We start from the raw sequence: 19,942 nt of genomic DNA on the forward strand, positions 1-19,942 counted from the left end.
CACCTGGCGGGCTGACCGGGCGGGCCGCCCGGACGGCTGCCGTTCAGCCGGCGTGGGCCGCCGACCGGGTCGGTGGGGCCGGTGCACCCGGTTCCGGGACGGGCGTGGACGTGATCTCGATGAGTTCGCCCTGCCGGACGCGGGCGTAGAACCACCGTGCGTCCTTCACGCTCAGGCCCAGCCAGCCGGTCTTCGCGCCGAGGGCGCCCAGGTGCTTGGCGCCGCCGGCCAGGGCGCCCGCGTAGACCGGCATCCGGTTGCCGGTACGCAGCTCCACCACGTACGGGACCTTGGCGCCACGGCGGTTCTCGGCCCTCGGGTCGCCCGGCAGCGTCATGGCCTCGTGCTTGGCGCGCACGGTCAGCCGGTGGCCGGCAGGCAGCGCGGCGACGGCGTGCGAGTCGACACGCATGACGTGGCCGCCGATCGTGAGCGTGCGGCGGCCCAGGTCGAGGAAGCCGTTCGTGGCGGAGGCCGAGCGGGTGGGCGCCCCGGCGGGCGCCGACGTGCCGGAGGTCGTCGGGGTACCGGATGCCTGGGCGCCGGCCGAGGCGGCCGGGATGTGACGGTTCGGGCCGGGCTCCTCGGCGTGCACGGTGAGTCCGATCGTCGTCAGCACACAGGCCGCCGTGGTCACCGTGCCGAACGCGACCGCGGTCCGGCGGCGCCGGGCGCGACGCCGCGCCCGGATGCGCACCTCGGCGGCCGGCACGGGCGGCGGGGCTTCGTGGTCCGCCGCCAACTCGCGCAACGCGGTGGCGAGTTCATCCGACACGGCCGCCCTCCCTCCAGGCCGGGTCAGCGGCCTCGTCCACCGCCAGCTCCCTGGCCAGTGCCGCCCGCCCCCGGGACAGCCGGGTCTTGACCGTCCCCACGGGCGCGCCGGTCTCGGAGGCTACCTGCTCGACCGTGAGGTCGCACAGATGGTGGAGGACGACGGCCATGCGCTGGGTTTCCGGCAGTCGGCGCAACGCGGCCACCAGCGCGGTGCGTTCGGGGCCGGGGCCGGGGGTCGACTCCGGCGGCGCGGAATGGCGCACCAGCTCCAGCCAACGCTTCGCCCGTCTCCAGCGGCTGACCGCCAGCCGCATGGCGACCGTACGGACCCACGCCTCGGGCGCCCCGTCGGCCTGGAGCTTGTGACGCCGGTCCCAGGCCCGTACGAACGCCTCCTGGACCACGTCCTGGGCCTCGCCCGGATCCCCGGTGAAGGCGAAGAGCTGCCCGGTCAGACGGGGGAACGCGGCCGCGTAGAAAGCGTCGAACTCGTCCTCGGTCATGCCCTCCGCCGGTGTCCGTGAATGTTTCTTGCGACCCGGCCGTCCCTGTCATGTGCACAGGTCCCGCAGATCACGCACATGGAAGCACAGCCCTGAGAGAAGACGCCGAACACGGGTCCGAGGATCCATCGACCGCCGTACGGGTGAGCCCGCACCGCGACAGACCCGCGACAGGCCCGGCAGGTCAGCCCGCTCGGCCGGTTCCGCCCGCCCCGTTCACAGCCGGGCCCACGTGTTCCGGTCCCGTGCCATCGCGTGCAGGGCCTCCACGTCGGCCGGTTTCAGCACTCCCCCCAGACGGCCCAGGCTCTCCACGTCGCCGTCCGTCAGGACGCGCACCTCGCGCGGCGGAGTCACCACCGTCACGTGGGGCGCGCCGACCAGGACCAGCACCGGACGGACCTCCGCGGTCAGGGCGTACGAGACCCGGTCGGCGTCGGCGCGGAGGCGGCGCAGCAGGGGGCGCGGCTCGCGGCGGCCGAGGGCCACCTCGGGGTCGGCGACCGTCACCCGCTGCTTGTGGGCGTACAGGGCGTGGACGGCGTACAGCCCGCCGGGGCCGATGAGCAGGTGGTGGACGCGGTCGCCGCCGGGGAGTGGCACCGAGTGCAGGGTGCGTACGCCCAGGCCGTCCATGCGGTCCAGGGCCTCGCCCACCGCCCGCTCCGCCGTGAGCGCCTGCCGGCGCGGGTCGGCGCGGAAGCGGTGGGCCGGGCCGGGGTCGCGGTCAAGGGAGATCAGCAGGGCCTCGCCCGGGCGGTTCGGCGCGAGATCGTCGTCGGGGTGCAGGGAGAGTCGGGCCAGCTCGGCGGGGGTGGGGACGGGGGGCGGGCCGACCGAGACCGGGCCGGTGAGGAAGGGGCCGAGCGCTTCGAGCACATCCGCCTCGTGGTCCTCGCCGAGCACGTTGACCCTGGCCGACTCACGGTCGTACCAGGCGAGGTTCCTGCCGTCCGGGAGACAGACGTACAGCCGCTCCTGGCCGTGCCGCCAGGCCGGTATGACGCGCAGACCGTTCATGCACCATCACCCCATGTTCCATGGGAACAGGCGGGTGCTCCCGGGGCAAGAACACGGATACCTTTGAGGAGACCCAGGCGGTGATGTCGGTGATGTCGGTGATGTTGGGGAGGCACCGTTGCATACCCGCAGGAACCAATCCGATGTACCTGCACCGGACAGTCCGTGGAACGAGATCGTGCCCGGCCTGTGGATGGGCGGGCACGAGTTCAGGGGCCGGTCGGGGCAGCTGGAGCTCGCGGTGGTCCGACAGGAGTTCGATCTTGTGCAGACGCTGCTGCGGCTGCCGGGGCACGGGCCCGGTCCCGGGGTCGAGCACCATGTCTGGCCCATCCCGGACGGGCCGCTCGACGGAACGCAGCTCCTGGGGGTCATGCGGCTCGCCGAGGCGGCGTGCGAGGCGCTGGACGACGGCCGCAAGGTCCTCGTGCGGTGCTACCACGGGTACAACCGCTCCGGCCTGGTCGTCGCACACGCGCTGATGCGCCGGGGCAGCTCCGCCGATGCGGCCATCCGGCTGATCCGGGCCCGCCGTTCGGCCTGGGCCCTGCACAACGAGCTGTTCGCCGACTACCTGCGAGCGGGGCTGACGACGGTCCGGCTGCTGGAGGAACTCACCGAGTAGTAACGCCGTCCCCGACGGCGCTCCAAGGCAGGCGGGTGTGGAGGGCTGCTCCTGGTGCGGCGATTGGTCGCCTTCGAGTCTTTCGCCCCATATGGAGGTACTGCATGTCCTCGCACTCCCCGCGTTCATCGCGTTCGGCGCGTTCGGCGCGTTCGGCGCGTTCGGCGCGTTCTCCTTTCATCCGCCGACTGCCCATATCCCTGGCCGTCGGCGCCCTCACCCTCGCGACCGTCCTCACCCCCGCCGTCGCGAGCGGCAGAGGGGACGACGACGGCCGAGCGAACTGGAGCCAGCAGGGCGGCAGCGGCCACAACAACGGGGACGGGGACGGGGACGGGGACGGGAGCAACCAGCAGGGCAACGGAAACGGCTACGGCAACCAGTAGGGAGGCGGCAACGGGAACGGGAACGGCCACGGCAACAACCAGCAGGCCGGCGGCAACCACGGCGACCGGGGCAAGTTCAAGGGCGTCGTCACAGCCCACTCGCCGGCCCTGCGCAGCTCGCCGCACCGCGGCTCCCACGTCATCCGCTACGCCCACAAGGGCGAAGTCCTCTCGATCCACTGCAAGGTCGGCGGGGACTCCGCGCAGGGCAATTCGCTCTGGTACCTCCTCACCGACGGCACCTGGGCCCGGGGCCCCGCCCGACACATCGACAACATCGGGCCCGCGCCACGCTGGTGCTGACGCGCAAACCACCTGAGCCGTCACATATGGGTAGGTTCCGCACATGAGCAAGGCCGGAATCTCCCTGGCGACGGCTGATCCGTCCACGCCCGCCGCTCCCCTCCCCCGGCGCCGTGGCATCGAACTCGCCCTCATCGTCCTGGCCGTCCTGCTGTCGGTGTTCGGCTACTGCGCCGTCGGACTCGCCAGGAACGGCTCCGTACCGCCCGGCGCCGCCGGTTACGGCGCCGGGCTCGGCGTGCTCGCCCTGGTCGCGCATCTCGCGATGCGCTTCCGGGCCCCCTGGGCCGACCCGCTGCTGCTGCCCATCGCCGTCCTGCTCAACGGGCTCGGTCTGGTGCTGATCTACCGGCTCGACCTGGAGACACCCGGCGACCGGGCCGCCCCGACCCAACTGGTGTGGTCGACGCTGGGAGTGGCGCTGTTCATCGCGGTCGTCCTGCTGCTGCGCGACCACCGGATGCTCCAGCGCTTCACCCGCGCCTGTGCCGCCTCCGCGCTCGTCCTGCTCACGGTGCCGATCCTCTTCCCGGCGGTGAACGGGGCCCGTATCTGGATCCGGGTCGCCGGATTCTCCATCCAGCCGGGCGAGTTCGCGAAGGTGCTGCTCGCGGTGTTCTTCGCCGCGTACCTGGCTCAGAACCGGGCCGCGCTCACCTACGCCGGCCGCAGGGTCTGGGGACTCCAGCTGCCCACCGGCCGGGTGCTCGGACCGATCGTCGCGGTGTGGCTGGTGAGCGTGGGCGTGCTGGTACTTGAGCGGGACCTCGGCACGTCGCTGCTGTTCTTCGGCCTGTTCGTCGTCCTGCTGTACGTCGCCACCGGCCGCACCGGCTGGCTCGCCGTCGGCCTGCTGCTGGCCTCGCTGGGCGCGGTGGCCGTGGGCCGGCTGGAGCCGCATGTGCACAGCAGGATCGAGACCTGGCTGCATCCGTTCGCCTCGATCGAGGCGGGTGAGGGCCCGAACCAGCTCGCGCAGTCCCTGTTCGCCTTCGCGGAGGGCGGGCTGCTCGGTACCGGACTGGGGCTCGGGAACTCCGTACTCATCGGCTTCGCGGTCAAGTCCGACTTCATCCTGGCCACGGCGGGCGAGGAACTGGGGCTGGCCGGTCTCTGCGCGATCTTCCTGCTGTACGGGCTGCTGGTGGAGCGCGGCTACCGCACGGGGCTCGTGCTGCGCGACCCGTTCGGCCGACTGCTCGCCGTGGGGCTCGCCGCGATCGTGGCACTCCAGGTGTTCGTCATCGCGGGCGGGGTGACCGGGCTGATCCCGCTGACCGGGATGGCGATGCCGTTCCTGGCGCAGGGTGGTTCGTCGGTGGTCACCAACTGGGCGATCGTGGCGCTGCTGGCCCGGCTGAGCGACTCGGCACGGCGCCAGGGGGACGGGTGCCGTCCGGGGAACGGAGGTGCCGGGTCGTGACGCGGTACATCCGGCACGCCGCCGCCTTCTGCGCACTGCTGCTGCTCGCCCTGCTGCTGAACGCCACGCGCGTGCAGGTGCTGCGGGCCGACGCCTACGACGGCAACCCGGCCAACCGCCGTGACGCCATCGCCCGCTACGGCCAGCCGCGCGGCGACATCCTGGTCGACGGCCGGCCGGTCACCGGTTCGCGGGACACCGGGGAGCATCTACGCTACGAACGGACCTACGGCGCCGGGCCGTTGTACGCGCCGGTGACCGGGTACGCCTCGCAGGAGTACGGGACGACCCTGCTGGAGGACACGGAGGACGGGCTGTTGTCCGGCACTGACCCGGTGCTCCAGCCGTTGCCCTTGTGGAACGACTTCACGCGCTCGCGCAACGCGGGCGGAAACGTCGTCACGACGATCGACCCGGCCGCGCAGCGGGCCGCGTACGAGGGGCTGCGCTCGCGCAAGGGCGCGGTGGCGGCGGTGGAGCCGTCGACCGGACGGATCCTGGCGCTGGTGTCCGTCCCGTCGTACGACCCGGAGCTGCTGTCCGGGAACGGGGCGGCGGCGCGCGGCGCCTGGAAGCGGCTGAACGCCGATCCGGACAAGCCGATGCTGAACCGGGCGGTGCGGCAGACGTATCCGCCGGGGTCGACGTTCAAGGTGGTCACCGCGGCGGCGGCGCTGGACGCGGGCGCGGTCACCGACCTCGACGCACCGACCGACTCCCCCGACCCGTACGTCCTGCCGGGGACGACGACACGGCTGACGAACGAGTCCCGGGGCTGTGCGGACGCCTCGGTGCGGGAGGCGTTCACCTGGTCCTGCAACACCGTGTTCGCCAAGCTGGGCGTGGCCACGGGCCCGGCGGACCTGACGACCACGGCCGAGGGCTTCGGCTTCAACGACGGCGGGCTGCGGGTGCCGTTCCCGGTGGCGCGCAGCACCTTCGACATCACGATGGACCGGGCTCAGCTCGCGCTGTCGTCGATCGGGCAGTACAACACGCGGGCCACCCCGCTGCAGATGGCGATGGTCGCGGCGGCCGTCGTCAACAACGGGCAGGTCCGGGAGCCGTATCTGGTGGAGCGGACGACCCGGGCGGGCGGCGGCACCGTGTCGACGGCCGGCTCGCGTCCGACGCGGCGCGCCATGTACCCGTCGACGGCGCTGCGGATGCGGGAGCTGATGCGGGGGGTGGTGGAGGGGGGCACCGGCGCGAACGCCGCCATCCGGGGTGCCGTGGTCGGCGGCAAGACCGGCACCGCCCAGCACGGCATCGGCAACTCCGGTACGCCGTACGCCTGGTTCGTGTCCTGGGCGCAGGGCGACGGGGACGCGGAGGCGAAGGTCGCGGTGGCGGTGGTGGTGGAGGACGCGGCGGCGAACCGCCGGGAGATCAGCGGCGGCGGAACAGCGGCACCGATCGCGCGGGCGGTGATGGAGGCGGTGTTGAACTCGTAGGCAGGGAACCCCACTTGGCGAGACGGGGGCTACCGGAGCGTCCCGTTCCCGGCTTACCGTCCGGTTCATGACCGAAGCCGGCACCACTCACGAACTCGCCCAGGTGAACATCTCCCGCCTCAAGGCCCCGCTGGACTCGCCGCAGTTGAAGGACTTCGTCGACCACCTCGACCCGGTGAACGCGGACGCCGAGGCCGCCGACGGCTTCGTCTGGCGTCTGCAGAGCGAGGAAGGGAACGCCACCGAGGTGTCGGTCTTCGGCGACGCGTGGCTGATCGTCAACCTGTCGGTGTGGCGGGACACCGACGCCCTGACCGCGTACATGTACCAGGGACGGCACCGGGAGATGCTGGGGCGGCGCACAGAGTGGTTCGAGCGGGTGCGGGAGGCGATGACGGCCCTGTGGTGGGTCCCGAAGGGCCACCGCCCCACGGTGGCGGAGGCGGAGGCACGCCTGCTGCACCTGCGCGCCCACGGCCCGACGCCCTACGCGTTCACGCTCCGGACGTCGTTCCCGGACGGCTCGGTCTAGCGGCGGCGGTCGATATCGGTGAGGTCGATGTCGAGGGGGAAGGGGACGATGAGCTTGAGGCGGTTGTGGAAGATGCCCATGGGCACGTACGCCTTGGTCGCCGGGTCCAGCTCGTAGACGTAGACCACGGGAAGCCCGCCGTTCTCCTCGACGCGCCAGTAGTGCGCGATACCTGCGGCCGCGTATTTGCGGGGCTTGGTCTCGCGGTCCCGCTCCTCCGAGTCCTTGGAGACGACCTCGACAGCGATCACGATGTCCTCCGGCCGGTACCAGGTCTGACTCGGGCCGGTGTCGGCGTCTGCCCTGAACACCAGAACATCGGGCTCCGGCCGATTGCGCTGGTTGAGTTTGATGGTCATCTCACGGATGACGTCAAGCCCGTCCGGCACCTGAGCCAGCAGGGCGTTGTCCAGCAAGCGGATGACACGTGAGTGGAAATTGGTCTGCGGACTCACGAAGACGAGGCTCCCGTCGATCAGCTCCGTGTGCGGAGGCAGGTTGGGAAGCTCGTCGAGGTCGTCCGCCGTCCAACCGTCCTGCGGCGGACGCGGCCACTGGTAGTCGTCGTCCGACTCGGAGTCGCGTGCGGCGCTCATGATTGCTCCCATGCGCTGGAGTCTGACCGGCACAGTCAGCCTACCCAGGGCGAACGCCGATTCGCCGCTCCATGAAGTGATCCGGATGGTGCGCCATTGACGCCCGCGGGAGGGGGAGCGCCCTTCGGCAAGTCCTGCCCAAGGGATTGACGGGCTTGCTGACAAGCAGTCTCATAAGTGGGGTGAACCGCCGGTAACCCGATGTGCCCTCGAGGTGGAGCCGCCATGACGAGCCAGAACCGGACCCTGACGGAAGCCGACGCGCTCGACGGGCTGCGCGACGCGCTCGGTCTGCTCAAGGACCGGGAAGAGGTGGCCCAGCGGCTGCTCGACGCCTCCGCCAAGCACTCCTTCGACCCGGACGAGGAGCTGGACTGGGACGCTCCGTTCGAGGAGGGCAAGTGGTTCTGGCCGCCGGAGCTGGTGTCCCTGTACGGCACCCCGCTGTGGAAGCGGATGAGCGAGGAGCAGCGCATCGCGCTCTCCCGGCACGAGGCCGCGGCGCTCGCCTCGCTCGGCATCTGGTTCGAGCTGATCCTGATGCAGCTGCTGGTGCGGCACATCTACGACAAGGCCGCCACGAGCGCGCATGTGCGGTACGCGCTCACCGAGATCGAGGACGAGTGCCGGCACTCCAGGATGTTCGCCCGGGTGATCGCGCGTGGCGGCACCCCGTGGTATCCGGTGAGCCGGGCCCATCAGCAGCTCGGACGGCTGTTCAAGACGATCTCCACCACGCCCGGCTCCTTCACGGCGACCCTGCTCGGCGAGGAGGTCCTGGACTGGATGCAGCGGCTGACCTTCCCGGACGAGCGCGTCCAGCCGCTGATCCGGGGCGTCACGCGCATCCACGTCGTCGAGGAGGCCCGGCACGTCCGCTATGCCCGTGAGGAGCTGCGGCGCCAGATGGTGACCGCGCCGAAGTGGTCGCAGGAGTTCACCCGGATCACTTCCGGCGAGTTCGCCCGCGTCTTCTCGGTGGCGTTCGTGAACCCCGAGGTGTACCCGAACGTCGGGCTGGACAAGCGCGAGGCCGTCGCCCAGGTCAGGGCGAGCGGGCACCGGCGGGACGTGATGCGGCAGGGGTCGAAGCGGCTGACGGACTTCCTGGACGACATCGGCGTGCTGCGCGGGGTCGGACGGCGGCTGTGGAAGTCGTCCGGGCTGTTGGCGTAGGCAGCCACCGGAAGCGGTTGGTTACGCTGCGGGGATGACCCCGCAGGCTCCCACCCCCGCCTATCGGCGCCTCGGCGTCGAGGAGCGGCGCAGTCAGCTGATCGACGCCGCGCTGTCCCTCTTCGCCCACCGCGCGCCCGACGAGGTGTCGCTGGACGACGTGGCGGAGGCGGCCGGGGTGTCGCGCCCCCTGGTGTACCGGTACTTCCCGGGCGGCAAGCAGCAACTGTACGAGGCGGCGCTCAGGTCCGCCGCGGACGAGCTGCGGCACTGCTTCGACGAGCCGCGCGAGGGTCCGCTGCCGCCCCGGCTGTCCAGGGCCCTCGACCGCTATCTCGCCTTCGTCGACGGGCACGGCCCCGGGTTCAGCGCGCTGCTGCAGGGCGGAAGCGTCGTGGAGACCTCCCGTACGACCGCCGTCGTCGACGGTGTGCGCCGGTCCGCCGCCGAGCACATCCTCAGCCATCTCGGAGTCACCGAGCCTGGGCCCCGGCTGCGGATGACCATCCGGATGTGGATCACCGCCGTGGAGGCGGCCTCGCTGATCTGGCTCGACGAGGACAGGCTCCCGCCGGTCGACGAGCTGCGGGACTGGCTGGTGGAGCAGTTCCTGGCCGCCCTGGAGGTGACCGCGCGGCGCGACGCGCAGACCGAGGCACTCGTCCGGACCCTGCTGGCGGACGGCTGACGTACTGCCGCCGCCGGCGGCGGACGGCCCGCGTGGGGCATGGCCGACACTGGAGGCGTGAAGAGTCAGGACACCCCCTTCGAGGGCGGGCCCATGGACGGGCGCGTCCTGCCCGTGCTGCTGGGCATCACCGGGCACCCGCCCAAGACGTACCGCATTCCCGTCCCCGCCCCGGACGGCGGCCCGGCCACCGTGCTGATCTACCGGCGGGTGCCCCGGGAGCAGGGCGGGCGGATCGGGCTGGCCCGGGGGTGGAAGTACCTGTACGACCCGAGCGGGGCGGCGACCGGCCGGCCGAGGTGGCCGTGGCCGGGGCGCACCCGAAAGCCCGCCGCCGATCCAGACGCCACGCCGGGTGGCAAGCCGGACGACGCCGACGGGTGACGCCGTTGCGCCGAACCGCGCACACCCGGCGAGCGGGCCCGGCCAGGCCGCCGGATGCTCGCGATGCGGAGCGGAGGATCCGCCCGCGTCGGAGGTGATGGTGTGTCAGGAATGCTTCTGTGTCTGGTGTGTACGGCGGCGGTCGCGACCGGGACCGTTCTCGCACCGGTGCCCGCGACGGCCGTTCCGAAGCCCCCGGAGAGGACCGCGGTGCGGCTCCCCGGGGGCGACGACGGAGCTCTCGAACCGCCTGCGGGCACCGCGGCCGAACCCCGCAAGCGGTCCGTCGCCGAGTTGTTGACGGACCTTCAGCGGCTGTACCACGCGGTGGGGAAGGCCACCGCGGCCTACGAGGCCACCAGGGAACGGCTGACGAGGCAGCGCGCCGAGACCCGGCGGCTGGAGAGCGCCCTCGCCCGCGCCCGGCTCTCCCTGCACCACAGCCGGGGCGCGGCCGGGCGGCTGGCCCGGCACCAGTACCAGAACAGCACCGGGATCTCCCCGTACGTACGGCTGCTGCTGGCACGCGATCCGCAGCACGCTCTCGACCAGGGGCATGTGATCGGGCGGCTGGCGCGCAACCGGGCGGACGCGGTGGGCCGGCTGACCGGCAGTGAGAAGCGGACCGACGAGCTCGCCCGGCGGGCCCGCAGGGCGCTCGACGACCGGCTCGCCCTCACCGAACGGCGCGGGAAGGAGCGGGACGCGGTGCGTGAGCGGCTCGGCGAGGTCGAGGAACTGCTCGCCTCGCTCAGCCCCGAGGAGCTGGCCGCCCTCGCCGAGCGGGAACGGGCCGAAGTGGCGCGGGACCAGGCGGAGTTCCTGGCCTCCGGCGCCCTGGGCGCACCCGGTGCGTCCGGTGTTCCCGGCGGCGGGCGCACCCCCTCCGCGGCGGGCGAACAGGCCGTGCGGTACGCGGTGGAGCAGGTCGGGAAGCCGTACGAGTGGGGCGCGGAAGGCCCCGGGGCATACGACTGTTCGGGGCTGACGTCCGAGGCGTGGGGTGCCGCCGGAACACCCGTCCCCCGGACCAGTCAGGAGCAGTGGGCGCGGCTGGAGCGGGTCGCGCTGGACGAACTGCGGCCGGGTGACCTCGTCGTGTACTTCCCCGAGGCCACGCATGTCGCCCTCTACCTGGGTGACGGCATGGTGGTGCAGGCACCCCGGCCCGGCGCGCGGGTCAAGGTCTCCCCGATCGCGGCCAACCCGGTCCTGGGCGCCGTACGCCCCGACCCGGGCGGGGAGCCCCTGCGGCGCTATGTGCCGCCGGAGCTCCCCGAGGGAGCGACGGAGGGACCCGACCAGGGCTACGCGCGCGCCTACGCGCCGCCCGCCGCCGCCGAGGCCTCCGCCAGGTAGGCCCCGGCCTTCTCCGGGTCGTAGAAGAAGTTCTCGAGGTCGGCCGGGTTGTCGAAGCAGTTGACGAACCGGTCGGCTACGGGCTGGAGGCTGCCCGCGGCGCCGAGCACCTCGAGGACGTGCGCGGGCGGCGGGGCCAGCATGGCGTTGGTCCACTTGGTGACGTGCCGGGCCGTGTCCCAGTAGCGGTCGAAGGTCTGCCGCATCCACGCCTCGTCGAACGGCTGCTCACCGTGCTCGACGATCGAGGCGAGGTAGGAGGCGGCGCACTTGGAGGCCGAGTTGGAGCCCTGGCCGGTGATCGGGTCGTTGGCCACGACCACGTCCGCGACGCCGAGGACCAGGCCGCCGCCGGGCAGCCGGCCGACGGGGTTGCGGACGGTCGGGGCGTAGCGGCCGGCGAGGGTGCCGCCGGCGTCGGTCAGTTCGACCTTGCCGGTCCGCGCGTGCTCCCAGGGGAGGAACCTCTCCATGAGTTCCAGGGTCAGGGAGAGGTGCTCCGCCGGGTCCTTGACGTCCTTGAAGGCGTCCAGCGGGCCGCCGGGTATGCCCTCCCAGAACAGGATGTCGGCGCGGCCCGAGGTGGTGAGGGTCGGCATGATGAACATCTCGCCGACGCCGGGGACGATGTTGCAGCGGACCGCCTCGGTGTCCGGGTGCTCCGGACGCGGGTCCAGCCCGTGGACGTAGGCCACCGCGAGCGCCCGCTGCGGCTCGGCGTACGGGGAGCGCGAGGCGTCGCGGCCGAACATCCGCACGAGTTCGCCCTTGCCCGCGGCGACGAGCACGAGGTCGTACGTACGGGAGAAGTAGTCCAGGTCGCCGACGGCCGCGCCGTGGATGACCAGCTGGCCGCCGCGCTGCGCGAACGTGTCCATCCAGCCCGCCATCTTCACCCGCTGGTCGACCGACTGCGCGAACCCGTCGAGCAGACCCAGCCAGTTGATCGCGCGCTGCGTCGGGCCCGGGTCGTGCGAGCCGGGGGCCGCGACCGAGACACCGAGCCCCTGGATCTTCGGGGCCTGGGACTCCCAGAAGTTCAGCTGGAGATCACGCTCGTGCTGCAGGGCCGTGTGGAACATGCACTGCGTCGACATCACCCGTCCGGTGCGGATCTCGTCCGCGGTCCGGTTGGACATCAGGGTGACCTCGTACCCGTGCGACTGAAGGCCGAGGGCGAGCTGGAGACCGGACTGGCCGGCTCCGACGACGAGTATTTTCCGCATGCGGGGAGTTCTCCTAGGGGACGGGGGCTTCCGGCGGCCGAGCGGGACTTCCGGGCTACTCCGGGGTTTCCTCGAGCGCGTGACCCACCAGGGACAGGAGGGTCTCGACGACCGAGATCCGGCTCCGGGCGTCCATGATCATGACAGGTATGCGGTCCGGGATGGTGAGCGCCTCCCGCACGTCGTCCGGCTCGAACAGCTCGGTCTCGTCGAAGTGGTTGACCGCGACGATGTACGGCAGTCCGCAGCTCTCGAAGTAGTCGAGCGCCGGGAAGCAGTCCTTGAGCCGGCGGGTGTCGGCCATGACGACCGCGCCGATCGCACCGCGCACCAGGTCGTCCCACATGAACCAGAACCGCTGCTGCCCCGGCGTGCCGAAGACGTAGAGCACCAGGTCGTCGTCGAGCGTGATGCGGCCGAAGTCCATGGCCACGGTGGTGGTCAGCTTGTCCGGCGTGGCGGTGAGGTCGTCGGTCTCGGCGCTCGCCTCGGTCATCAGCGCCTCGGTCTCCAGAGGCCTGATCTCCGAGACGGTGCTGACCAGCGTGGTCTTGCCGACTCCGAAGCCGCCGGCCACCACTATCTTCGTGGCGATCGGGGCGCGGGTGCGGTCCGTCTGCCAGGGCAGCAACTGCTCGTCGTCCTCGACGAGCGGGGAGACGCCTTGAACTGCGTCAGAGACGGCGGAGTCCACTCAGCACCCTTTCCAGCAGCACGCGGTCCGGGCGGCCCGTGCCGTGGCCGGTTCCCGTTCCGTAGACACGGATCTTTCCCTGGTCCGCGAGGTCGCTCAGGAGCACCCGGACCACGCCGAGCGGCATCCTCAGCAGCGCGGCGATCTCGGCCACCGTGCGCATCCGGCGGCACAGTTCGACGATGGCCCGCATCTCCGGCATGATCGTCGACTTCAGCGAGCCCTTCGTCAGCTCCTTGCGCTGCTCGGCGGCCTCCAGTTCGGCGGTGGCCGCCACGAACGTCTCGACGAGGAGCACATGGCCGAAACGGGTACGGCCGCCCGTGAGCGAGTAGGGGCGGACCCGGGCGGGTTTGCGGTCCCCGCCGCGGATCGGGAGGTTCTTCCTGGTTTTACCGCTCAACAGGGGCTCCCGGTGGACTCGTTCTCCAGGCTCTTGTCCTCCATGGACTTGCGCAGTTCGCTGCGGAGCTCGGGGGTCAGGACATGGCCGGCCCGGCCCACGAACAGGGCCATGTGGTACGCCACCACGCTCATGTCGCACTCCGCGGAGCCGTGCACCCCGAGCAGCGAGCCGTCGCTGATCGACATCACGAACAGACTGCCCTCGTCCATCGCCACCATGGTGTGCCTGACCTGGCCGTAGTCCATCAGCTTCGCGGCGCCGACGGTCAGGCTGCCGATACCGGAGACGACGGTGGCCAGATCGGCGGCGGAGCCTCGCGGGCCGGCGCGTTTCCCGGTCCGCGCCTCGAGTGCCCCGGCGGCGGCCTCGCCCCGGTTCGTCCGGGCGGGCACGAGGTCGGGGTCGGAGGAGAGCAGCAGCAGCCCGTCGGAGGAGACCACGGCGACCGAGAGGATGCCGGGCACCTCCTCGACGAGGTTGGTCAGCAGCCAGTGCAGGTTGCGGGCCTCACTGCTCAGTCCGAAGGTACTGGGCGCGGTCAACTGCTTGCCTCCTCGACGGTGCCCCCCGTGGCTTCTTCGGATGGTGCGGCCGCGGTGGACGGCGGACGGTGCGGTCCCGTCTCCTCGGCGATCTCCACTTCGACGTCCCGGCGTCCGGCCTCCGCCCCCCGGCGGAAGCCGCCGAGGCGGCGCCGCAGGGCGTCGGCGTCCACCGAACCGGTGCGCTGCCTGGGGGCCTCGGCGCGCGCGGCGATCTTCGGTGTGCGTTTGGGCAGGCCCTTGGCGGTGACCGGCTCCTCCTCCGCCGCCGGGCCGTCGGGCACGCGCGCGTGCTCGTCGTCGGGGGCGGGAGCGGGGGCGGGCACCGACCGGGTCGGCGGTGAGGCCGGCGGCTCGGGCCTGGTGTCCGGCTGGGCACCCGGGGCCTTCGCGTCCGCCGCCGCGGTCGCGTCGGGCGCGGGCGAGGGCGACGGGATCAGCAGTTCCATGGTGGTCTCGGCGGGCCGCTGATGCGTCCCGTCCACAGCCCCGGGGCCACCGTCGCCGTCGCTGTCGCCGGCTCCGGCGAGGGGCTCGGCGGCGGCCTCGGCAGGGGCGTTCTCCGCAGGCTCCTTCGGCGCGTCGCCCGCGGGCTCCTGCTCGGTGGGTGCCTCCGCGGCCGGTGCCTCCGCGGCGGGGCGCTGCTGCTGTACCGCCTGTTCCGCCAGGGCGACCAGCGGATCGTCGCTCTCCGTGCGGCCGTGCAGGACGTTGGCGTTGGCCTCGGCGTCCGCGCCCGGCAGGGAGACGCGCTGCGCACCGGCGGTGCCGGAACCGGAGGCGGGTACGGCGGTGGGCGGGGCGGGCTTGGCGGCCAGCAGGGTCGTGGGAAGGACCACGACCGCGGCGACGCCGCCCTGCTTCTGCTCCCGCAGCCGCACCCGCACCCCGTGCCGCTGGGCGAGCCGGGCCACGACGTACAGGCCGAGTCCGAGGCCGTCCTCGTCCTCGTGCTTGTAGTGCGCCTCCGGGTCGGAGTCGGACAGGCGGGCGTTGAGCCGCTCCAGCCGGTCCCCGTCCATGCCGATGCCCTCGTCCTGCACGGAGAGCATGACCTCGCCGCTCTCCATCAGCCAGCCGGAGACCTCGACGGGCAGGTCGGGCGGGCAGAACGAGGCGGCGTTCTCCAGGAGTTCGGCCAGCAGATGGCTGAGGTCGTCGGCGGCGAACCCGGCGATGTGCGCGTGCGGCGGCAGCGAGCCGATCCTGACCCGCTCGTACCGCTCGATCTCGCTGACCGCGGCCCGTACGACGTCGACGAGCGGCACCGGGCCCGCCGCGTGCTGGACGTGTTCGGTGCCGGCGAGGACGAGGAGGTTCTCGCTGTGCCGGCGCATCACCGTGGCGAAGTGGTCGAGCTTGAACAGGGTGGCCAGGCGGTCCGGGTCGTCCTCACGCTCCTCCAGGCCCTCGATGACGCCGAGCTGCCGTTCGACCAGGCCCAGGGTGCGCAGCGCCAGGTTGACGAAGGTGCTGCCGATGCTGGTGCGCAGCTGCTCCAGACGGGCGGCGGACTCGGTGAGCTCGGTGCGCAGCTCCTCGCGGGCGTCGGCCATCCGCTGCCGCTGCGCGACGAGGTGCTTGCGGTCGGCCTCGAGGGTGGCGATCCGCGTGGCGAGCTGCGCGGCGTGCGCGTGCAGGGCGTTGACGGAGCGCACGACCTGGGCGAACTCGTCGTTGCGTCCGGTGAAGGTGACCGGCTCTTCGACACTCGGGTCCTCGGCCCCGGCGAGGCGGGCCGAACCGCGGCGCAGCACGGACAGCGGGCGGGTGAGGGTGCGGGCCATGGCGGTGGCGACGCCGACCGCGAGCAGCATGAGAGCGCCGAGGACGGCGACGTGGATCTCCAGCGCGGTGACGTCGTCGTCGCGCAGCTGGGCGAGGTCCTTGGTGCGCTTCTCGAAGAGGGCGGACTCCACTCCGCGCATCGTCTCGACGCGGGCGGTGAGCGCGGCCTCCAGCTTCTTGGTGTCGGTGGCGCGTTCGTCGTCGGAGAGGGACGGCTGGTCGGTGAGGCTCGCGAGGTACTTCTCCGCGGAGTCGACCTCGGGTCCGGTCACCGTGGAGTCGTAGGACGCGCGGGCCACCTTGGGCGCCGTGTCGCGGAAGTCGGCGAGGGCGGCGTCGGAGCGCAGGCGGGCCTGGAGGGCCGCGGCGGTCAGCTCGTCGCGCCGCTCGGTGTCGGCGTCCGAGGAGGCGGTGGACGTGGTGGGCAGACCGGTGATCGGGTCGATGACGGTCTGGGTGGTGCTCGGCACGTTGAGTGCGGCCAGCAGCAGCCCGCGGGTGGCGGCTGCCTGCTGGACGGCGGAATCCAGCTCGGCGAGCGCGTAGGCTCCGGAGCCCGCACGGGGCGGGGTCCGCTCCGCGAGCTGTTCGGCGAGCCGGTGCAGCCGGGTGATGGCGGTGGAGTACGCCTGGTGCGCCTCGAGCGCGCCGCTCTTGCCGGTGAGCGCCGCCCTGCGCACGGCCGCGATGGCGTCGAGGTCGTCGCGCATGGCTTTGGGGGTGCCGGTGTCGGCGCGCAGCTCCTCGACCTGGCGGTCGACGCGGGCGCTGTCCTGTTCGGCGGGTGCCTTGGACTTGGGGCGGCCGGCCGCGATGTAGGACGTGACCTCGTCCCGTTCGTCGGCGAGGGAGTGCGCGAGCGTCAGGGCGTCCTGGGTCCGCTCGGCGAGGGTCACCAGGCTCTGGGAGTCGTTCAGTTGCCCGGAGGCCGCCAGCACTGACGGTGTTCCGGCACCCGCGATCGCGGCGGCCACCACCGCGACGGCCACGATGAGCCGGTTGCGCACATGGGCGGGGCGGCCCTTGCCGACGGTGGGCTTCTGGTCGGCGTCCCCCGCGGGGGCCGTCTGCTTGCCTGTGCGACGAGGCCGCGTCTTCTGCACCGGTGCTCGCATTCCTGACTCGTGTACCCGTGGGTCCGGGTGACGCTCCGTCAACAGACGTCTACGCCCTGCTCGCGACAGGCACCTGCGTCCTGCCCGGACTGTCGACCGCGCTGGGCCCGTGAGACGCCCCCATCGCTTCCCGACCCTCCCAGCGCCTCTGAGCACTGGATGCGCATCACCTGACCCGCCACTCGAAGGAGTGAACATCGGAGGCGAGTTGAGGGGCAAGTCCCGCCACGTCCCGCAGCGGCCGTGCGCGGCGGGCCGGTTGGACGTCTGCGGCGGCCAATGGCAGGATTCGCCGCCACGCGCGCCCGGAGCGCGGCATTCCCACCCAAACTCGGCTACTGACCTGCACGGTCCCGGGAAATCAGCGAACATGTCCGGCCTCCGGCGACCCTTGTGGAGGCCTCGTGCAGACTGGAAGAATGCGTACTGAACTCGCCTCGGAGCCCGGCGACGCGGACCGCCCCAACGAGGACTTCGCCGGTGTCGGACTTCCGGCCTCCGGACAGGGCGGTTCACTGGTCGTACTGGACGGCGTCACGCCCCCGCGGGACGGGACGGGCTGCCGGCACTCCGTCCCCTGGTTCACCGCGCGGCTCGGCGGGGCACTCGCCGAACTGACCGTTTCACTCCCGGATGTCCCCCTGGCCGACCTGCTGTCCCGGGCCCTTGTGCGTACCGCCGACGCGCACCTCGAAACCTGTGACCTTTCTCACCCGCGCACTCCTCAGGCGACGGTGGTGCTGGCCCGCTGGTCACCGGAGTCCGTCGAGTACCTGGTGCTGTCCGACTCGGTCCTGCTCGTCGAGTCCCCCGACGGGGCGGTCACCCCGCTGCTGGACGACCGACTGGCCCTGCTGCCCCGCTCGGCCCTGGCCACGGACGCACTGGTGGACGCCACGGTGCGGAACAAGGAGGGCGGCTTCTTCACCGCGGCCGCCGATCCGTCGGTCGCGGCGCGCGCGGTCACCGGCACCCTTCCGCGTGCCGAGGTGCGTGCCCTGGCCGCGCTGACGGACGGGGCCGCGCGCTGGGTGGAGAAGTTCCGCGAGGGCGACTGGACGGAGTGTCTCGCCCTCGTCCGCAAGGAGGGGCCGCGGGCGCTGGTGGATCGCGTACGGGCCCTGGAACGGGCGGACACGGACCGGGTGATGCTGGGCCGGAGCAAGAGGCACGACGACGCGACGGTGGTGTACGTGGAGTTCTGACTCCCCGTACACCACCCCCTTCACCCGTACGCCGCCGGACTCGATCACTCCGGTACGCCGAACGGTGTCCCGCTTCCCCCGAACGGCACCCCGCTCACTCCGATTACCCTGATTACCCCGAACGGTGCCGTACATCCCCCGGACGGCGCCGAGTTGCCCCGAACGGCGCTCCGGTCACCTGTCCGTCCCGCGGTTCAGCTGGTGCAGCAGCCGGGCGAGTTCCGTGACCTCGCCGGTGTCCCAGTCGGCGAGGCGGCGGGCGTAGCGCGCGCGGCGGGCCTCGCGGACCCTGCTCATCCGGTCCCGGCCCTCCGGAGTGAGGGCGACCAGCCAGGCGCGGCCGTCGGCGGGGTCCGGCTCGCGGGTGACGAGGCCGAGTTCCTCCAGGGCGTGCAGCTGACGCGACATCGTCGCCTTGCCGACGCCGATGTAGGCGGCGAGTTCGGTGGCCCGCTGCTTGCCGCGCTCATCCAGACGGACCAGCAGACCGTACGCGGACGGTTCCAGGTCCGGATGGACCTCGCGGGACATCTCGCCCTGGCTGGCCCTGGCGCGGCGCAACAGCACCGTCAACTCCCTTTCCAGGGCCAGGAATCCGGGCTGGTCCATACCGCTCGCGGGCACTTCGGACGAGGTGTCCTCTGCGCCGCCGTTTCCGCCTTCGTGCACGTCAGTTCCTGCCTCGGTTTTCCCGGTCGTCCGTGTTCCCGCCGAGTGGCGACGCCGCTACGGCTCCGCAAGTATTTCGCAGACGCGGCCCGGCGGCGGTTTCCGAATCCCTGGTGAGCCCTGGGAATCCCCAGGGCTCACGTCGCGGTCCGCGTGCGTCGCCTCCCTTGCCTCCCCTTCTCAAGGGTCCCGCACCAAGTTCCTCGGAGACACGTCATGCCCGTGCACAGATTCGGCTCCACCCGTCTACGCGCGTTCACGACCGTCACGACGGTCCTGCTCGCGATCCTCTCGCTTCCCCGCGCGACGCCCGCGGCCACGGCGGCCGCCCCCGACGTCCCGCCGCGTGGCTCCGCCCACATGGGCATGGGCGTCGTCGCCCATGACGGCCAGGACGGCACGCCCGCCCACCGCACCGCCTGGACGGAGGGCGTGGACGTCTCCAGCCACCAGGGCGACGTGCCCTGGTCGACCCTCTGGAACAGCGGGGTCAAATGGGCCTACGCGAAGGCCACGGAGGGGACGTACTACAAGAACCCCTACTACACGCAGCAGTACAACGGTTCGTACGACATCGGCATGATCCGCGGGGCGTACCACTTCGCGACCCCCGACAGGACGAGCGGCGCCGCCCAGGCCGACTACTTCGTCGACAACGGCGGCGCCTGGTCACGCGACGGCATGACACTGCCGGGCGTGCTCGACATGGAGTGGAACCCCTACGGGGACGCCTGCTACGGCAAGTCGCAGAGCGCCATGGTGAGCTGGATCCGCGACTTCCTGGACCAGTACCGGGAGCGCACCGGCCGGCACGCCGTGATCTACACGGCGACCAGTTGGTGGAAGCAGTGCACCGGGAACCACGCCGGGTTCGCCGCCGACAATCCCCTGTGGATCGCCCGGTACGCCTCCACCGCGGGTGAGCTGCCCGCGGGCTGGGACTTCTACACGATGTGGCAGTACACCTCGACCGGGCCGACGGTCGGGGACCACGACCTCTTCAACGGCACGGTCGACCGGGTGCGGGCGCTGGCGCTCGGCTGACGCCGCCGCCTCGCACCCCACCCTTGC

21 protein-coding genes are annotated in these 19,942 nt (G+C 72.1%); 11 read left to right on the plus strand and 10 right to left on the minus strand.

Annotation, left to right across the window (positions count from 1 at the left end; genetic code table 11):
* Positions 1–43: 43 nt before the first annotated feature.
* From AC6F7H_RS06805 to AC6F7H_RS06815, 3 genes are all read right to left on the minus strand, one after another.
* Complete coding sequence (locus AC6F7H_RS06805) at positions 44–775, minus strand: hypothetical protein (RefSeq protein WP_500755868.1); 732 nt, start codon at positions 773–775, stop codon at positions 44–46.
* A complete protein-coding gene (locus AC6F7H_RS06810; RefSeq protein ID WP_500755869.1) occupies positions 765–1,280 on the minus strand; it encodes a SigE family RNA polymerase sigma factor in 516 nt (171 codons plus the stop codon). The genes AC6F7H_RS06805 and AC6F7H_RS06810 overlap by 11 nt, the downstream gene beginning before the upstream one ends.
* A gap of 216 nt (positions 1,281–1,496) precedes the next feature.
* Positions 1,497–2,300, minus strand: coding sequence for a nuclease-related domain-containing protein (locus tag AC6F7H_RS06815; RefSeq protein WP_500755871.1), 804 nt, complete (start codon positions 2,298–2,300; stop codon positions 1,497–1,499).
* A 118-nt stretch (positions 2,301–2,418) separates the two neighbouring features.
* Here AC6F7H_RS06815 and AC6F7H_RS06820 point away from each other — a divergent pair, with 118 nt between their 5' ends.
* From AC6F7H_RS06820 to AC6F7H_RS06840, 5 genes are all read left to right on the plus strand, one after another.
* Positions 2,419–2,925, plus strand: coding sequence for a protein-tyrosine phosphatase family protein (locus tag AC6F7H_RS06820; protein WP_500755872.1), 507 nt, complete (start codon positions 2,419–2,421; stop codon positions 2,923–2,925).
* A 104-nt stretch (positions 2,926–3,029) separates the two neighbouring features.
* Positions 3,030–3,311 carry a hypothetical protein gene (locus tag AC6F7H_RS06825; RefSeq protein ID WP_500755874.1) on the plus strand — a complete coding sequence of 94 codons (282 nt, stop codon included), beginning with the start codon at positions 3,030–3,032 and terminating at the stop codon, positions 3,309–3,311.
* A 346-nt stretch (positions 3,312–3,657) separates the two neighbouring features.
* A complete protein-coding gene (locus AC6F7H_RS06830) occupies positions 3,658–5,037 on the plus strand; it encodes an FtsW/RodA/SpoVE family cell cycle protein (RefSeq protein WP_500755875.1) in 1,380 nt (459 codons plus the stop codon).
* A complete protein-coding gene (locus AC6F7H_RS06835; RefSeq protein WP_500755877.1) occupies positions 5,034–6,491 on the plus strand; it encodes a penicillin-binding transpeptidase domain-containing protein in 1,458 nt (485 codons plus the stop codon). Before AC6F7H_RS06830 ends, AC6F7H_RS06835 begins: the two co-directional genes overlap by 4 nt.
* Before the next feature lie 67 nt (positions 6,492–6,558).
* Positions 6,559–7,023, plus strand: coding sequence for a DUF3291 domain-containing protein (locus AC6F7H_RS06840; protein WP_500755879.1), 465 nt, complete (start codon positions 6,559–6,561; stop codon positions 7,021–7,023).
* Here the strand turns inward: AC6F7H_RS06840 and AC6F7H_RS06845 are convergent.
* Complete coding sequence (locus AC6F7H_RS06845) at positions 7,020–7,619, minus strand: Uma2 family endonuclease (RefSeq protein WP_500755881.1); 600 nt, start codon at positions 7,617–7,619, stop codon at positions 7,020–7,022. The two genes, AC6F7H_RS06840 and AC6F7H_RS06845, sit on opposite strands and share 4 nt — an antisense overlap.
* A 225-nt stretch (positions 7,620–7,844) precedes the next feature.
* On the opposite strand from AC6F7H_RS06845, the gene AC6F7H_RS06850 reads away from it, so the two are divergent.
* The 4 genes from AC6F7H_RS06850 to AC6F7H_RS06865 all read left to right on the plus strand — a co-directional run bounded on the left by AC6F7H_RS06850 (position 7,845) and on the right by AC6F7H_RS06865 (position 11,226).
* Positions 7,845–8,795, plus strand: coding sequence for an AurF N-oxygenase family protein (locus AC6F7H_RS06850; protein WP_500755882.1), 951 nt, complete (start codon positions 7,845–7,847; stop codon positions 8,793–8,795).
* Between the two features lie 34 nt (positions 8,796–8,829).
* Complete coding sequence (locus AC6F7H_RS06855) at positions 8,830–9,483, plus strand: TetR/AcrR family transcriptional regulator (protein WP_500755883.1); 654 nt, start codon at positions 8,830–8,832, stop codon at positions 9,481–9,483.
* 57 nt (positions 9,484–9,540) lie between these two features.
* On the plus strand, positions 9,541–9,867 hold the full coding sequence (locus AC6F7H_RS06860; protein ID WP_500755884.1) for a DUF8847 domain-containing protein: 327 nt from the start codon (positions 9,541–9,543) through the stop codon (positions 9,865–9,867).
* A 102-nt stretch (positions 9,868–9,969) separates the two neighbouring features.
* Entirely contained in the window at positions 9,970–11,226 is a 1,257-nt protein-coding gene (locus tag AC6F7H_RS06865; RefSeq protein ID WP_500755885.1) for a C40 family peptidase, read from the plus strand.
* Here the strand turns inward: AC6F7H_RS06865 and AC6F7H_RS06870 are convergent.
* Genes AC6F7H_RS06870 through AC6F7H_RS06890 form a run of 5 tightly spaced genes read right to left on the minus strand, consistent with a single transcriptional unit; the run spans position 11,187 to position 16,985 of the window.
* Positions 11,187–12,452 (minus strand): styrene monooxygenase/indole monooxygenase family protein, encoded by a 1,266-nt coding sequence (locus AC6F7H_RS06870; RefSeq protein ID WP_500755886.1) that lies wholly within the window; start codon positions 12,450–12,452, stop codon positions 11,187–11,189. The two genes, AC6F7H_RS06865 and AC6F7H_RS06870, sit on opposite strands and share 40 nt — an antisense overlap.
* A 55-nt stretch (positions 12,453–12,507) precedes the next feature.
* Entirely contained in the window at positions 12,508–13,146 is a 639-nt protein-coding gene (locus AC6F7H_RS06875; protein ID WP_500755887.1) for a GTP-binding protein, read from the minus strand.
* Positions 13,127–13,549 (minus strand): DUF742 domain-containing protein, encoded by a 423-nt coding sequence (locus AC6F7H_RS06880; protein ID WP_457461372.1) that lies wholly within the window; start codon positions 13,547–13,549, stop codon positions 13,127–13,129. Before AC6F7H_RS06880 ends, AC6F7H_RS06875 begins: the two co-directional genes overlap by 20 nt.
* Positions 13,546–14,094, minus strand: coding sequence for a roadblock/LC7 domain-containing protein (locus AC6F7H_RS06885; RefSeq protein ID WP_500755888.1), 549 nt, complete (start codon positions 14,092–14,094; stop codon positions 13,546–13,548). The genes AC6F7H_RS06880 and AC6F7H_RS06885 overlap by 4 nt, the downstream gene beginning before the upstream one ends.
* Complete coding sequence (locus AC6F7H_RS06890; protein WP_500755889.1) at positions 14,091–16,985, minus strand: sensor histidine kinase; 2,895 nt, start codon at positions 16,983–16,985, stop codon at positions 14,091–14,093. The genes AC6F7H_RS06885 and AC6F7H_RS06890 overlap by 4 nt, the downstream gene beginning before the upstream one ends.
* Positions 16,986–17,416: 431 nt before the next feature.
* On the opposite strand from AC6F7H_RS06890, the gene AC6F7H_RS06895 reads away from it, so the two are divergent.
* Entirely contained in the window at positions 17,417–18,202 is a 786-nt protein-coding gene (locus AC6F7H_RS06895; RefSeq protein ID WP_500755890.1) for a protein phosphatase 2C domain-containing protein, read from the plus strand.
* 174 nt (positions 18,203–18,376) lie between these two features.
* Here the strand turns inward: AC6F7H_RS06895 and AC6F7H_RS06900 are convergent, their stop codons facing one another.
* Positions 18,377–18,871 carry a MarR family winged helix-turn-helix transcriptional regulator gene (locus AC6F7H_RS06900; protein WP_500755892.1) on the minus strand — a complete coding sequence of 165 codons (495 nt, stop codon included), beginning with the start codon at positions 18,869–18,871 and terminating at the stop codon, positions 18,377–18,379.
* A 216-nt stretch (positions 18,872–19,087) separates the two neighbouring features.
* Between AC6F7H_RS06900 and AC6F7H_RS06905 the strand changes: the two genes are divergently transcribed.
* Positions 19,088–19,915 (plus strand): lysozyme, encoded by an 828-nt coding sequence (locus AC6F7H_RS06905; protein WP_500755894.1) that lies wholly within the window; start codon positions 19,088–19,090, stop codon positions 19,913–19,915.
* Positions 19,916–19,942: the final 27 nt, after the last annotated feature.

This window comes from Streptomyces sp. MMS24-W38, assembly GCF_059889265.1.

Bases quoted from the DNA above. Each gene is read 5' to 3' on its own strand.
- AC6F7H_RS06810 (WP_500755869.1), bottom strand. From the start codon at position 1,280: ATGACCGAGGACGAGTTCGACGCTTTCTACGCGGCCGCGTTCCCCCGT.
- AC6F7H_RS06815 (WP_500755871.1), bottom strand. From the start codon at position 2,300: ATGAACGGTCTGCGCGTCATACCGGCCTGGCGGCACGGCCAGGAGCGG.
- AC6F7H_RS06825 (WP_500755874.1), top strand. From the start codon at position 3,030: ATGTCCTCGCACTCCCCGCGTTCATCGCGTTCGGCGCGTTCGGCGCGT.
- AC6F7H_RS06830 (WP_500755875.1), top strand. From the start codon at position 3,658: ATGAGCAAGGCCGGAATCTCCCTGGCGACGGCTGATCCGTCCACGCCC.
- AC6F7H_RS06840 (WP_500755879.1), top strand. From the start codon at position 6,559: ATGACCGAAGCCGGCACCACTCACGAACTCGCCCAGGTGAACATCTCC.
- AC6F7H_RS06845 (WP_500755881.1), bottom strand. From the start codon at position 7,619: ATGAGCGCCGCACGCGACTCCGAGTCGGACGACGACTACCAGTGGCCG.
- AC6F7H_RS06850 (WP_500755882.1), top strand. From the start codon at position 7,845: ATGACGAGCCAGAACCGGACCCTGACGGAAGCCGACGCGCTCGACGGG.
- AC6F7H_RS06855 (WP_500755883.1), top strand. From the start codon at position 8,830: ATGACCCCGCAGGCTCCCACCCCCGCCTATCGGCGCCTCGGCGTCGAG.
- AC6F7H_RS06870 (WP_500755886.1), bottom strand. From the start codon at position 12,452: ATGCGGAAAATACTCGTCGTCGGAGCCGGCCAGTCCGGTCTCCAGCTC.
- AC6F7H_RS06895 (WP_500755890.1), top strand. From the start codon at position 17,417: ATGCGTACTGAACTCGCCTCGGAGCCCGGCGACGCGGACCGCCCCAAC.
- AC6F7H_RS06905 (WP_500755894.1), top strand. From the start codon at position 19,088: ATGCCCGTGCACAGATTCGGCTCCACCCGTCTACGCGCGTTCACGACC.